Annotated in this window: 10 protein-coding genes; 8 read left to right on the top strand and 2 right to left on the bottom strand. The window is 65.6% G+C overall.

Annotated features, from left to right (window positions below; translation table 11 throughout):
* The first annotated feature begins 27 nt into the window (after positions 1-27).
* Both H7225_RS10105 and H7225_RS10100 read left to right on the top strand, forming a co-directional pair.
* The gene (locus tag H7225_RS10105) at positions 28-1,032 is read left to right on the top strand and encodes an MDR family oxidoreductase (RefSeq protein ID WP_290661422.1); all 1,005 of its coding nucleotides are present in this window, start codon (positions 28-30) and stop codon (positions 1,030-1,032) included.
* An 81-nt stretch (positions 1,033-1,113) separates the two neighbouring features.
* Positions 1,114-1,620: a DUF3734 domain-containing protein gene (locus tag H7225_RS10100; protein WP_290661418.1), complete on the top strand. Its 507-nt coding sequence runs from the start codon at positions 1,114-1,116 to the stop codon at positions 1,618-1,620.
* On the opposite strand, the gene H7225_RS10095 is transcribed toward H7225_RS10100, so the two are convergent.
* Positions 1,583-3,460 (bottom strand): AAA family ATPase, encoded by a 1,878-nt coding sequence (locus tag H7225_RS10095; RefSeq protein WP_290661416.1) that lies wholly within the window; start codon positions 3,458-3,460, stop codon positions 1,583-1,585. The genes H7225_RS10100 and H7225_RS10095 overlap by 38 nt on opposite strands.
* 174 nt (positions 3,461-3,634) lie before the next feature.
* On the opposite strand from H7225_RS10095, the gene H7225_RS10090 reads away from it, so the two are divergent.
* The 6 genes from H7225_RS10090 (at position 3,635) to H7225_RS10065 (ending at position 13,427) form a co-directional block, all read left to right on the top strand.
* Positions 3,635-4,663: a ligase-associated DNA damage response exonuclease gene (locus H7225_RS10090; protein WP_290661414.1), complete on the top strand. Its 1,029-nt coding sequence runs from the start codon at positions 3,635-3,637 to the stop codon at positions 4,661-4,663.
* Positions 4,660-6,345, top strand: a complete 1,686-nt coding sequence (locus H7225_RS10085; protein ID WP_290661413.1) for an ATP-dependent DNA ligase — start codon at positions 4,660-4,662, stop codon at positions 6,343-6,345. The genes H7225_RS10090 and H7225_RS10085 overlap by 4 nt, the downstream gene beginning before the upstream one ends.
* Positions 6,342-8,816 (top strand): ligase-associated DNA damage response DEXH box helicase, encoded by a 2,475-nt coding sequence (locus H7225_RS10080; protein ID WP_366481372.1) that lies wholly within the window; start codon positions 6,342-6,344, stop codon positions 8,814-8,816. Before H7225_RS10085 ends, H7225_RS10080 begins: the two co-directional genes overlap by 4 nt.
* Before the next feature lie 4 nt (positions 8,817-8,820).
* Entirely contained in the window at positions 8,821-9,528 is a 708-nt protein-coding gene (gene pdeM / locus H7225_RS10075) for a ligase-associated DNA damage response endonuclease PdeM (RefSeq protein WP_290661411.1), read from the top strand.
* Between the two features lie 174 nt (positions 9,529-9,702).
* Positions 9,703-12,510: a hypothetical protein gene (locus H7225_RS10070; protein WP_290661409.1), complete on the top strand. Its 2,808-nt coding sequence runs from the start codon at positions 9,703-9,705 to the stop codon at positions 12,508-12,510.
* Between the two features lie 71 nt (positions 12,511-12,581).
* Positions 12,582-13,427, top strand: a complete 846-nt coding sequence (locus H7225_RS10065; protein ID WP_290661407.1) for an SDR family oxidoreductase — start codon at positions 12,582-12,584, stop codon at positions 13,425-13,427.
* Here H7225_RS10065 and H7225_RS10060 read toward each other — a convergent pair.
* The coding region (locus tag H7225_RS10060; RefSeq protein ID WP_290661405.1) for an ATP-dependent DNA helicase at positions 13,424-14,671 on the bottom strand (1,248 nt) is incomplete at its 5' end. The genes H7225_RS10065 and H7225_RS10060 overlap by 4 nt on opposite strands.

Below are 14,671 nucleotides of genomic sequence, written 5' to 3'. Positions count from 1 at the left end.
TGGTTTCACATCCCCGAGGAGACGCACGTGTTCAACGCCCTGGTGCTCGACAAGAACCCTGACTTCAACGCTGCGGTGAAAGCCGTCGATGACGACTTTCTGCCCACGGTGGCCGAAGGCCTCGGGGTGACCGTGGCCATCGACTACTCGACGCTGAACTACAAGGACGCGCTGGCCATCACCAACACCTCGCCGGTGGTGCGCAGCTGGCCCATGGTGGCGGGGGTGGATGGCGCGGGCACGGTCATCGCGAGTGAGCACCCCCATTGGCAGGTGGGCGACCAGGTCGTGCTGAACGGCTTTGGCGTGGGCGAGACGCACAAGGGCTGCCTGGCTGAAAAGGCCCGCCTGAATGGCGACTGGCTGGTGGCCCTGCCCGAGGCCTTCAGCACGCGGCAAGCCATGGCCATCGGCACGGCTGGCTACACCGCCATGCTGTGCGTGATGGCGCTGGAGCGGCACGGCGCGCTGCACGGCGGGGGCGAGGTGCTGGTGACGGGTGCCACGGGCGGAGTGGGCTCGATCGCGGTGGCCTTGCTGGCGCGACTGGGCCACACCGTGGTGGCCGCCACCGGCAAGTTGGCTGAAGCCGACTACCTGCTCAGCCTGGGGGCGAACCGCGTGATCGACCGCGCGGAGTTGTCAGCGCCCGGCAAGCCTTTGCAGAAAGAACGTTGGGTGGCCGTGGTGGACGCCGTGGGCAGCCACACCCTGGTGAACGCCTGCGCCCAAACCAGCTACGGCGGCGCGGTGGCGGCATGCGGGCTGGCGCAGGGCTTCGATCTGCCAGGCACGGTCATGCCCTTCATCTTGCGGGGCGTGGCCCTGCTGGGCGTGGACAGCGTGATGGCGTCGCTGGCCTTGCGACAACAGGCCTGGCAGCGGCTGGCGCAAGACCTGGACATGGGCCTGCTGGACCAGATCACGACCGAGGTGCCATTGGCCGAGGCCATCGAAGCCGCCGCACGCTTGCGGTCCGGTCAGGTCAGAGGCCGGGTGGTGGTGCGCACGATGACACGGTGGCCTTCGTAGGCCACGAAGATCAACAGGCCCATCAGCAATGCCACCACGCCACCGTCGGACAACGGCCTGCCCTGCGACGTCGTCGCGCTGGTGCGGCAAGGTGGTGGGGCACTGGGCTCATACCAGGCTGGCGTGGTCAAGGGCGAGTTTTACTGGGATGGTGGGCTGGTGCCCAACACGCCGCTGGCGCAGATTTTGTCGGCCACGCCTCGGCGCAACAACTCAAGCCGCACGCGCGCGATCACGGACATGATGGAGAGCGAACAAAAGTACCGGCGCTTGCTGCGCGACCTGCTCAAGCACATGCCACACGATGCCCTCCAGGGCGATGACCACCAATGCCAGGTAGCGCAAGAGATGGCCTGCAGCCACCAGTACAACGTGATCCAACTGATCTACCGCGACAAGGAATGGGACAGGCTGTCGAAGGACGACGCGTTTGGCCCGATCACCATGCGGGACCATTGGGCGTCCGGGCTGGCCGACATCGGCCACACCCTGACGAACAAGGCATGGCTGGAACTCCCGCCCGAAGGCAAGGAGTTCATCACGCACGACTTCAGGCGTTCAGCACGGCCTGCAGGGGCTGCCCGCTGACGGTCTCTTGCTTCAGCAGCAGGGCGGTCAAGGCGTCCAGGCGATGGCGGTGCGTGTTCAGCACGGTCTGGCATTCGGCCTGGGCTTGTTCCAACAGCAAGCGGGCTTCGTCCAGCACGTTTTTCTGGATGTCGGGGCCGATGAGTTCCTTGGGCACGCCGGCCATGCTGAGCAGGCCAAAGGTCTTGCCAAAGCCAAAGCTGCCGATCATGGAGGTGGCCAACTCGGAGGCGCGCTTGAGGTCGTCGGCCGCGCCAGACGAGGTGTTGCCGAACACCATCATTTCGGCCTCGCGGCCAGCCAGCAGCATGGCCAGGCGAGACTTGAGTTCGCGCTCGCCATACAAGGGCTCTTCAGTGTGGCGGGCCACGTAGGTCACGCCCAGGGCACCACCACGGGGTTCGATGCTGACGCGCTCGACGCTGCCCGCGTCCAGCACATGGGCGACCAGGCCATGACCGCCTTCGTGCACCGCCAAGCGCTGCAAGGTGGCCGCTGTCAAGGTGCCTTTGGTGGACGACACCTCGCCCCCCAGTTGGAAGGTTTCAATGGAGCGGTACAGCAACTCGGCCGTGACCTCGGGCGCACCGCCTTCAGCCGCGTAAGAGGCTGCGCGGTTCACGCAGTTGGCGATGTCGGCGGGTGACATGCCCGTGGCGGTGCGGGCCAGCGAGCTCAGGTCGATCTGTTCGGCGGCCTTGACCTTGTGGAGGTAGAGCGCAAACAGCGCCTCGCGCTCGGTGACATTGGGCAGCTCGGTGCGCACAATCATGTCGAAGCGGCCGGGGCGGCGCATGGCTTTGTCGATGTTGTCGACGTGGTTGGTGGCGCCCACCACGACCACGTTCTCCAAAGGCGAAAAGCCATCCAGCTCAACCAGGATGCGGTTGATGATGCGGTTCTGCTCCTGGTCGCCGGCACCACCATCACCACCGCGCGAGCGCTTGCCCACGCCGTCGAGCTCGTCGATGAAGATGATGCAGGGTGCGTTCTTGCGGGCACGCTCGAACAGCTCCTTGACCTTGCCAATGCCGGCGCCATAAAACATGGCGCTGAAGTGCGATCCATCGACGCTGATGAAGTTGGCGCCGCACTCTTTGGCCAGGGCCCGGGCCAGCAGGGTCTTGCCGGTGCCGGGCGGGCCGTCGATCAGCACACCGCGCGGCGCGTGGGCGCCCACGCGAACGTATTCGGCCGGGTCGGTCATGAAGGCGACCACACGGCGCAGGGCCTTCTTGGCCTCGTCGGCACCGATCACGTCCTTGAACTCGGTGTCGGGCCGCTCGGCCAGCTTGGTGCCACCAAAGGGCAAGGCGCCGCCGCGCATCTGGTAGAACATCAGGCCGGCGATCAGAAAGACGGGCAGCAAGGCCAGGCTGAGGCGCCCCAGGCCTTCCAGGGTTTCGTTGAACTTCTGGCTGGGCGTGCGGGGGTCGATGTCGGTGCGGGTCAGCACGAAGCCTTTTTGCAGGCTCAGCTCGCCCAGGCGGCCCAGCAGGTTGGTGCTGCAGCCGTAGCCGCAATCGACCAGGCGAGTGCTGTGGTGCTGGCCGGCTTTGTCGGTGTAAAGCACCAGCGAACCACTGGTGGCCACCGAGGTGACCTGTCCACTGGACACGGCCTTTTCAAAAGCCGAGGCCTCGGTGGGGTGGTTCAACCAGGCATCGGGGTTCTTTTCAAACGCCAGGGCGGTCACGTCCTTGCGGGCCTGGGCCTCGCGGACAGCGGTGTTTTGCAACACCGAAATGCCGGTCCAGGCCAGCGCCAGCAGCAGCACCAGCCCCACACCCACGAGTTTGCGGCGCTGGGACGACGATAAGGCGAGTTTGAACTTGGGCATGGCAGGGCTTGAAAAACGAGACAAAGGGGGCAACGCTCAGTGTCGGCGAGGCGCCCGAAAGCGAAGCCCCGAGTTGCGCCAATAAATCCCTGTTGATGCGACAGATGATCGCGCGCACACCGTTTGCTGACCCTGAGGCGAGCACTTTTACCGCCTCAGGGCAAAATCTACACGATGACCGATTCGAAGAATGATTTGGTGGTGGCCCGCCCCCTGGGCCTGTATTGCCCGCCAGGCGATTTCTACATCGACCCCTGGAAGCCGGTGTCCCATGCCCTGATCACCCACGCCCACGCCGACCATGCCCGCGTGGGGCACGGTCACTACCTGGCACCCGAAGAAGGCCGACTCGTGCTGCAAGCGCGTCTGGGGGACATCCCTTTGCAAACCCTGCCTTACGGCCAGGCCATCACGCACCGGGGCGTGCGCGTGTCGTTTCACCCGGCTGGGCACGTGCTGGGGTCGGCCCAGGTTCGGCTGGAGCACGAAGGCCGCGTCTGGGTGGCCTCGGGCGACTACAAAACCGGGCCGGACGCCACCTGCGCGCCGTTCGAGCCCGTTCGCTGCGATGTCTTCATCACCGAATCCACCTTTGGCCTGCCGGTGTTCCGCTGGCAGGCGCAGCAAGACGTGTTCGACGACATCAATGCGTGGTGGCGGGGCAATGCACAGGCAGGCCGGCCTTCGGTGCTGTACGCCTATTCCTTTGGCAAGGCCCAGCGCGTGCTGGCGGGCATCGACCCCTCGATCGGCCCCATCGTGGCGCACGGCGCCATGACGCTGATGAACGACGCCTACCGCGCCAGCGGCGTGCCCTTGCCCGCCACGCAGTCGGTCCTGGACACCACGCCCGCGGACCTGAAGACATCACTGGTGCTGGCCCCACCCTCCGCGCAAGGCAGCGGCTGGACCAAGCGCTTTGGCGACCACAGCGACGCCTTCGCCTCGGGCTGGATGCAGTTGCGCGGCACGCGTCGGCGCCGAGGTCTGGACCGGGGCTTTGTGCTGTCCGACCATGCCGACTGGCCTGGCTTGCTGGAAGCCGTGAGCGCCACGCAAGCGCCACGCGTGATCGTGACGCACGGCTATGTGGAGCCACTGGTGCGCTACTTTGGCGAAAAGGGCCTGCAGGCCGGCGCCTTCAAGACCGAGTATGGCGACGAGGGCGAGGACGTGGCGCCGGTGGCGGAGACCGCGCCATGAAGCGCTTCGCCCAACTGTATGAAGCCCTGGACAGCACTACCTCGACCACGGCCAAAACACAGGCCCTGGCCGCGTATTTTCAAAGCGCACCGGCGGCCGATGCGGCCTGGGCCTTGTACTTCCTGGCTGGCGGCAAGCCCCGCCAGACGGTGCCCACCGGGGTGATCCGTGCCGCGGCGCGCGAGCACGCGGGCATCCCCGAATGGCTGTTCGACGAAAGCTACGACGTGGTCGGCGACCTGGCCGAAACCATCGCCCACATCCTGCCACCCGCCGAGCAAGTGGCCGACGTGGCCCTGCACCGATGGATGGAGGAACGCTTGCTGTCCTTGCGCGGCCAAAGCCCGGAATCAACGATGGCCGCATTGCAAGGCTACTGGGCCGAGCTGGACACGGCGGGCCGCTTCCTGCTCACCAAACTCATTGGCGGCGGCTTTCGCGTGGGCGTGGCGCGCAACCTGGTGCTGCGCGCCCTCGCCCAAGTCACCGGGCTCGACGCCAAGCACCTGGCGCAACGCCTGATGGGCTACACCGACAAGCAGCACGTGCCCACGGCCGCCCGCTATGAAGCCTTGTCCGACCCCGAAACGCCGTCGCAAGCGTCCGGCCAGCCTTACCCCTTCTTCCTCGCCCACCCGCTGCAAGCCCCGGTCGACAGCTTGGGGCCCATCAGCGATTGGCTGGTCGAGTGGAAGTGGGACGGCATCCGTGCGCAGTTCATCCAGCGTGGGGCCGAATCCTGGCTGTGGTCGCGGGGCGAAGACCTGCTCAATGGCCGCTTCCCTGAACTGGATGCGATGGCGATGGTTTTGCCCGACAACACCGTTATCGACGGCGAGATCGTGGTCTGGAAGGATGGCCACGTGCAGCCGTTCGCCGCGCTGCAAAAACGCATTGGTCGCAAGACCTTGAGCAAGGCCATCCTGGCCGAATGCCCGGTGGCCTTCCTGGCCTACGACCTGCTGGAATACCGAGGCGAAGACTGCCGCGCCTGGCCGCAATGGCGACGGCGCGAGCAGCTCGAGGCCCTGATCACGGCCCCCACCCTGCCGCAAACCGACCTGCCGCTGGACGCCCCCATCGAACCGCACATCCTGCCCGCGCCGCTGGCGCCTTTGCAGCTCTCGCCCCTGGTCACGGCCCCTGACTGGCCGACCCTGGCCGAGTGGCGTGAAGAGTCGCGCAGCCGTGGGGTGGAGGGCTTCATGCTCAAGCGCCGCGACAGCCTGTACGGCACCGGCCGCACCAAAGACGTCGGCCTGTGGTGGAAGTGGAAGGTCGACCCCTTCACCATCGACGCCGTGCTGATTTACGCGCAAAGCGGCCATGGCCGGCGCGCCAATCTGTACACCGACTACACCTTCGCGGTGTGGGACGAAGACCGCCTGGTGCCCTTCGCCAAGGCCTACTCGGGCCTGACCGACGAAGAAATGAAGCAGGTGGATCAACGCATCCGCCAGACCACGCTTGAGAAATTTGGCCCGGTGCGCAGCGTCACGCCCACGCTGGTGGTGGAGCTGGGCTTCGAAGGCATCCAGGCATCAAGCCGCCACAAATGCGGCCTGGCTGTGCGCTTTCCGCGCATGCTGCGGCTGCGCTGGGACAAGCCCGTGAGCGAGGCCGACACCCTGGCCACCTTGCGCAGCCTGATCCCTGCACCGGCCACGCCGAAGGCCGCATGAGCGCGGTTGTCGTCATGCCGAAGGCCAGGTTAGATCCAGCCAGCGCCTGGTTGAATGACCAAGGCTGGTCGCCCTTTCCTTTCCAGACCGAGGTGTGGCATGCCATGGCCCAGGGCGACAGCGGCTTGCTGCACGCCACCACTGGGTCGGGCAAGACCTACGCGGTGTGGTTGGGCGCCTTGCAAGCCTTGGGTTGCCCACCAGGCGACACCGCAGCGCGCGGCGCACCGCCCCTGACCGCCCTGTGGATCACCCCGATGCGCGCCCTGGCCTCGGACACCTTGAGCGCCCTGCAAGCACCTTTGGCGGCGTTGGCACCCCGATGGACACTGGAGATGCGCACCGGCGACACGACCAGCGCTGCCCGGGCGCGACAGGCCAAACGCCTGCCCACCGCCCTGGTCACCACGCCCGAAAGCCTGAGCCTCTTGCTCACCCAACCCGAGGCCGCACGGCAACTCGGCGGCGTGCAACTGGTGGTGGTTGACGAGTGGCACGAGCTCATCGCCAACAAACGTGGCGTGCAGGTGCAATTGGCCCTGGCACGCCTGAGGCAATGGAACCCAAAGCTGATGGTGTGGGGTTTGTCGGCCACCTTGGGCAACTTGCCCGAGGCCAGAGACACCCTCACCGGCCCGTCTGGCCGCATCGTGCAAGGCCAACTGCCCAAGGCCTTGACGATCGACACGCTTTTGCCCGACGAGGTGCAGCGCTTTCCCTGGGCCGGCCACCTGGGCCTGCGCATGGTGCCCGCCGTGGTGCGCGAGATCGAGGCCAGCCGCCATAGTTTGGTCTTCACCAACACGCGCTCACAGGCCGAGCTTTGGTACCAGGCCTTGTTGGAGGCCCGCCCCGACTGGTCAGGCCTGATCGCCCTGCACCACGGATCATTGGACCGCAGCGTGCGCGAGTGGGTCGAGGCCGGGCTCAAGGCCGGCACCCTGAAGGCCGTGGTGGCCACGTCCAGCCTGGACCTGGGCGTGGACTTCTCGCCGGTGGAGCGCGTGCTGCAGATTGGTTCGGCCAAAGGCGTGGCCAGGCTGCTGCAACGCGCTGGCCGATCAGGGCATGCGCCGGGGCAGCCTTCACGCATCACGCTGGTGCCCACGCACAGCATCGAGTTGCTGGAAGCCGCCGCTGCGCGCCGTGCTGTGCAGCAAGGCCACATCGAAGCCCGCAGCGGCCCGGACAAGCCCTTTGACGTGCTCATTCAGCACGTGGTCACCGTGGCCCTGGGGGGCGGCTTCGACAGCCAGGCGTTCTACGATGAAGTGCGCACCACGCACGCCTACCGCCACCTGACACCCGACGAATGGACCTGGGTGCTGGACTTCGCCGGCCGCGGTGGCGATTCGCTGCAGGCCTACCCCGACTACCGCCGCATCGAAGCCGACGAGCACGGCCGCTACCACCTGGTCAACGCCCAGCTGGCGCGCCGCCACCGCATGTCGGTGGGCACGATCGTGAGCGATGCCAACCTCAAGGTGTCTTACCTGCGCGGCCCCGTGCTGGGCACCGTGGAAGAAAGCTTCATCGCACGCCTGCGGCCACGCGACTGCTTCCTGTTCGCGGGACGCTTGCTGGAACTGGTCAAGGTGCACGACATGACGGCTTACGTCCGCCTGGCCAAAGGGCAGCGCCCCGCCGTGCCACGCTGGAACGGCGGCAAGATGCCGATGTCTTCCGAGCTCGCGCACGCGATGCTGGAAGAGCTCGCCGACTTAGCGTCCAAGCCAGAAGATGGCCACAACCCACCCGAGATCCAAGCCTTGTTGCCCTTGCTGGCCGTGCAACAACGCTGGTCCGCCCTGCCCACGCCCGGCACCGTGCTGGTCGAAAGCCTGAAGTCACGCGAAGGCCACCACCTGTACATCTACCCCTTCGCTGGCCGACAGGTGAACCTGGCCCTGGCCACGCTGTGGGCCTACCGCTTTGGCCAGATCGCGCCGCGCACTTTTTCAATCTCATTCAACGACTACGGCATCGAGCTGCTGAGCACCGAGCCGGTGGACGCGCACCTGCTGCCGTCCTTGCTCGGCACAGAGAACCTGCTGCCCGATGTGCTGGGCAGCCTGAATGCGGCGGAGCTGTCTCAGCGGCGCTTTAGGGAGATCGCCCGGGTGTCGGGTCTGGTCTTTCCCGGCTTTCCGGGCGCGCCCAAAAGCACCAAGCAGATCCAGGCGTCGAGCAGCTTGTTCTTCGAAGTGTTTCGCAAGCACGACCCGGGCAATCTGCTGCTGAGCCAGGCCGAACGCGAGGTGCTCAAGCAAGAGTACGAACTCGACAAGCTGGACGGCGTGCTCCGCTCACTGCAAGCCAAACGATGGGAGGTGAAGACCTTGACGCGGTGGACACCATTCTCCTTTCCGCTGCTGGTCGAGCGCTTGCGCGAACGTCTGAGCACGCACAAGCTGCAGGACCGCATCCAGCAGTTGCTCACCGAGTTGAACCACCAGGCCAGCCAGGCCTGAGCCCATGGACCCAGGCATTGACCACACGCTGAATTGGCCGCCCAAGGCGCCCACGCGGCTCAGCCTGCAACTGATGCCCGAGCGCGCGGCCTTTGAGCCCACCACCCGCACCCTGTTTGTCGCCGATGTGCACTTGGGCAAGGCCGCCGTGTTCCGCGCGCGGGGCTTGCCCGTGCCGCAAGGCACCACCACCAGCACACTGGCCCGGCTGTCCCAGGCGCTGGAGCGCTGCCAGGCCAGACACCTGGTGGTGCTGGGCGATTTCCTGCACGCCAAAGAGAGCCACGCCAGCGGCACCCTGGCGGCCTTGTCAAACTGGCGCCAGCATCATCCGCACCTGCAATGCCTGGTCATCGAAGGCAACCATGATCTGCACGCTGGCCGCGTCCACGCATCGTTCGGCATCCAATCGGTCGCCGGACCCTATGTCCATGGCTGCTTGCGCGGCGTGCATCATCCACCCGAACCAGGCAGCCATGAGGCCCCCGGCACCCTGACCCTGGCCGGTCATGTTCACCCCGTGGTCCACCTGCGAAGTCGCACCGACAGCCTGCGTCTGCCCGTCTTCTGGCTCAGCCAAGGTGTCCTGACACTGCCCGCATTTGGCGAGTTCACGGGTGGTTTCGCCATCAACCCGGCGGCAGATCCCGAGGGTGAAGTGTTTGTGGTGAGCGAACAGGTGTTGCCATTGGCCCGCAAGCCAAAACACTAGGGATTGCCCGAGCTTCGTTATATGAACATCGGTCAATTCCCGCACCTCGAATAAGGGGGATGAGGTGGCCAAGGGCCGACAACCCCGCACTTACCGCCTTACGCCTCACGGGGCCCTTGCCTAAAGTCAGTGCATCTCATGTCCGCTTTGCCATACCAGCTTTAGGATTTTTCCATGCGCAAAACCTTCCTGTTGTCCGTCCTGTCGACCGCGCTCCTGTGGTCTGGCGCGCAAGCAGCGTCACCATCCTTCCTGGCCTTCGAGAGCGGCCATGTGCGCCCCCTGGCCCAATCGCCCGATGGCACGCGCCTGTTCGCCGTCAACACGCCCAACAACACGCTGGATGTGTTCAACATCACCAGCAGCGGCTTGCAACTGTTCGCCCGCATCCCCGTGGGCCTCGAACCAGTGGCCGTGGCCGCGCGCAGCAACACTGAAGTCTGGGTGGTCAACCACCTGTCGGACAGCGTCAGCATCGTCAAGCTGGACGGCGCTCCCCGGGTCACCCAGACCTTGCTCGTGGGCGATGAGCCCCGCGACATCGTCTTCGCTGGCTCGCCCGCCCGCGCCTTCATCACCACCGCGCACCGCGGCCAGCAACGCACCGACCCCTCGCTGAAAAGCGTGCCCGGCGCTGGTGATCCGCAACTCACCACACCCGGCATCCCCCGGGCTGACGTGTGGGTGTTCAACCCCGCCAGCGTGGGCAGCTATGCCGTGGGCGGCGTGCCGCTGCGCATCATGAGTTTTTTCTCCGACACGCCGCGCGCCCTGGCCGTCAGCCCAGACCGCAACACGGTCTACGTGGCCGCCTTCAAGTCGGGCAACGAGACCTCGTCGCTCAATGAAGAAGTGATCTGCGACAGCTTCGACCTGAAGATGCCCTGCTTTGTCAAAGGCAAGCTCATGCCTGGCGGCCGCCTGGGCCCGCAAACCAATGCCGAAGGCAAGCCCGCCCCCAAAACCGGCATGCTGGTGAAGTACAACAACGCTAGCAAACGCTGGGAAGACGAGGTGGGCCGCAACTGGAACAGCGCGGTCGAGTTCACCCTGCCCGACAAGGACGTGTTCGCCGTCGATGCCAATGCACTGACCGAGAAAGTGGCCTTTCCGCACGTGGGCACGGTGCTGTTCAACATGGTGGCCAACCCCGTCACCGGCGTGCTGTACGTGAGCAACACCGAGTCCAACAACATGACCCGGTTTGAGGGCTCGGGCAAGTTCGGTGGCTCAACGGTGCAGGGCAAGCTGGCCCTGGCACGCGTCACGGTGATCTCCGGCTCCACCGTGCTGCCCCGCCACCTGAACAAACACATCGACTACAGCAAGCTGGTCACCAATCCCGGCTTTGACCCCACCACCAAGAACCACAGCCTGGCCAGCCCGCTGGAGATGGCCGTGACCAAGGATGGTCGCACCCTGTACGTGGCCGCCTATGGCTCCAGCCGCATCGGCGTGTTCGACACGGCCGAGCTGGAGGCCAACACCTTCAACCCACGCACGGCCAGCGCCAACTACATCGATGTGAGCGGTGGCGGCCCCAGCGGCGTGGTGCTCGACGAAGCACGCGGCCGCATGTACGTGATGACCCGTTTCGACAACGCCGTGAAGGTGGTGAACCTGGCCACGCGCACCGAGGTGGCCCAGGCGCCTTTGCTCAACCCCGAACCCGCGAACATCATCGCCGGCCGGCCCTTCCTGTACGACGCGCAACGCTCGTCGGCCAATGGCGAAGCCTCCTGCGCCAGTTGCCACACCTTCGGTGACGCCGATGACCTGGCCTGGGACCTGGGTGACCCGGACGGCCTGGTCACGAAAAGCCCGATCCCTGGCAGGTTCACCTCGGACCTCGCCTTCCCGATCGCCAAGATCGTCTTCGGCGTGAAGAACAAGATCAACGGCAGCGACGACCCCACCGACTTCCACCCCATCAAGGGCCCGATGACCACGCAAACCCTGCGCGGCATGGTCAACGCAGGCGCCATGCACTGGCGTGGCGACCGCTCAGCGGGCGTGTTTGGCACCTCGGCCAAGGACACCAACCTGTCGTTCAAGAACTTCGCCGTGGCCTTTGAAGGCCTGCTGGGCAACGCTGTCCCGATGAGCGAGGCTGAGATGCAGACCTTCGCGGACTTCCAGCTCGCGGTGCAACTGCCGCCCAACCCGATCCGCAACCTGGACAACTCGCTGACCCCGGCCCAGAAGCGTGGCTTTGATTTCTACTTTGGCGACCGCCCTTCGGACGGCTTCAAGATCCTGCGGGCCGATGGCACTTCGATCACGCCCAGCAACAACTGCAATGGCTGCCACACCGTGGATCCGGCCAAGGGCATGTATGGCACGGGTGGCGATCAGAGCTTCGAGGGCAACTCGCAGATCTTCAAGATCCCGCAGCTGCGCAACATGTACACCAAGGTGGGCCGCTTCGGCACGCCCGCGGTGCCCTTCTCCAGCGCGCCCGGCTCGGGCTTCATGGGCCCGCAAGTGCGGGGTTATGGCTTCATCAACGACGGCACGGTAGACCTGTTGGCGCACTTCTTCACGGTGCGCGTGTTCCAGCCCACCTTGAACTCAGGCTTCCCGATCATCAACCCCGACGCCACGCGCCGTGATGTGTCGGACTACATGCATGTCTTCGACAGTGACCTGGCGCCCATCGTGGGCCAGCAAGTCACGCTGGCGCCCTACAACACCGCCTCGGTGAACCCGCGCATCGACCTGCTCATCCAACGCGCAAGGACGCCCTTCGTGTCCAAGGAGCTGGGCGGCAACGTGACCGAATGCGACCTGGTGGCCCAGGTGGTTGAATCTGGCGCCAAGCGCGGCTATTTGTATGACGTGGCGGGCGCGGCCTTCGTGGCCGCCGACGGCGCGCGTCGCAGCGACGCGGCCTTGCGCTCCCTGGCCGGCGTGCCCGGCCAGGAGGTGACCTACACCTGCACGCCACCAGGATCGGGCAAACGGATAGCGCACAGCAGCTGATGATCACCCGGTTGAGCGCTCAAATGCGCGCATGATGCGGACCACCTCAGCCGTAAGAGAAGGTCGACCCGATGAAGAGTTTGAAGAACAAGGTCGCCGCCATCACAGGTGCGGCGTCCGGCATGGGGCGCACCTTGGCCTTGGAACTGGCCCGACGAGGCTGCCATCTGGCGCTGAGCGACATCAACGAGGCGGGGCTGCTGGAGACCGCCAATCTGGCGCGCCACTTTGGCGTGAAGGTCACGACCACCCGGTTGGACGTGAGCAGCCGCGAAGCGGTGTTCGGCTGGGCCGACCAGGTCGTGGCTGACCATGGCCAGGTCAACCTGATCTTCAACAACGCCGGCGTGGCCATTGGCGCATTTGTTGAAACAGTCTCGGAGAAGGACTTCCGCTGGATCATGGACATCAACTTCTGGGGCGTCGTGTGGGGCACGCAGGCTTTCCTGCCGCATCTCAAAAGGGCCGGCGAAGGGCATGTGATCAACGTGTCCAGCCTTGCGGGGCTGATGGCCGCACCCAGCCAAGCCCCGTACAACGCCAGCAAGTTTGCGGTGCGAGGTTTCACCGAGTCCTTGCGACAGGAACTCGACCTGGAAGCTTGCGGCGTCAGCGCCACGTGCATTCACCCAGGTGGCATTCGCACGAACATCGCACACACGGCCCACATTGACGAGAGCGTGACCTCTCGCTGCGGAGGTGATGTCGCGCAAGCGCGCGCCCGTTTCAACAAAGCATTGGGCGGCACCTCGGCCGAGAGCGCGGCCTTGCAGATTTTGCGCGCGGTCGAGCGCGACGAACGCCGAGCACTGATCGGTGCCGACGCCAAGTTCATGGATTTGCTGGTGCGCATCGCGGGCTCGTGGTACCAGCCGGTGACGGTCTTCCTGGCCCGCAGGATGTTGGCCAAGGCTTAGCCAAGCCGCCACCAGGCGGGCAGCAAGCCGCGCACCTCGGGCCGGCCAAAGCGGTCGTCCATGAGGTGCACCACGCCCCGGTCGGTCTGGGTGCGGATCACGCGGCCCGCCGCCTGCACCACCTTCTGCAAGCCGGGGTACAGGTAGGTGTAGGCGTAGCCATCGCCAAACAGATCGGCCATGCGCAGGCGGATCTGCTCGTTGACCGGGTTGACCTGGGGCAAGCCCAAGGTGGCGATGAAGGCACCGATCAGGCGCTGCCCGGCCAGGTCGATGCCCTCGGCGAACGAGCCGCCCAGCACCGCAAAACCCATGCCCTGCCCCTCTTCGGTGAACCGCGCCAGGAACTGCGCCTGGTCGCCTTCGCTCATGCGGCGCGACTGCTTCCAGGTGGTGATTTGAGGCATGCGCGCCGCCCACAGCTTGGCCACCTCGTCCAGGTAGTCAAAGCTGCTGAAAAAAGCCAGGTAGTTGCCGGGCTGCTGTTCGTACTGACGGGCCATCACGTCCACCACAGGGGCCAAGGATGCTTGCCGATGCTGGTAGCGGGTCGAGATGTGGGCCGCCACCTGCACGGTCAGTTGCTCGTGGCTGAAGGGCGAGTCCACGTCGATCCAGGCGGTGTTGTGGGGCAAGCCGAGCAGGTCGCCATAAAACTGCTGGGGCCGCAAGGTGGCCGAAAACAAGGTGACCGAGTGCGCGTTGGCGAAACGCTGCTTCAGGAAGCTGGCGGGCACCACATTGCGAATGCACAAGGTGGACTGCTTGCCGTGCCGGGTGAGGTCGAACAGCGAATGCTCGCCAAAGGATTCGCTCAGGCGTGTGAAGTGCAAGGCCTCGAAGTAGAAGTTCTGCAAGGCCTCATCAACCAGGGTGGGGTGCTCGCTCAGGTGTTCGGTGACCGTGTTGGTGGCCTGCTGCAGCGTGAACATGAAGGCCTCGGGCACCTGCGCGTGCACCTGGTAGTCGTCAGGCTGCCCCTGGTGGGTGGCGTTCCAGCTTTTGTGCAAACGGTCGAGCGCTTTCTTGACCACGGCGGGGGCCGACCGGCGCGCGGCGCCCAAGCTCTCCTGGTCCAACTCCGCCGTGTACATCTTGCGGGCCCGCTCGACCAGGTTGTGCGCCTCGTCCACCAGCACGCTGACGCGCCAGGGTTGGCCCACGGCCATGCCATGCAGCATGGCGTTCAGGTCGAAGTAGTGGTTGTAGTCGCCCACCACCGCGTCGCTCCATTTCACCATCTC

The sequence above is a fragment of the Aquabacterium sp. genome (assembly GCF_014378415.1).
GTDB lineage: Bacteria > Pseudomonadota > Gammaproteobacteria > Burkholderiales > Burkholderiaceae_C > Aquabacterium.
Note: the sequence above shows the minus strand (reverse complement) of the source record. Positions and strands in the feature narration are given on the sequence as shown.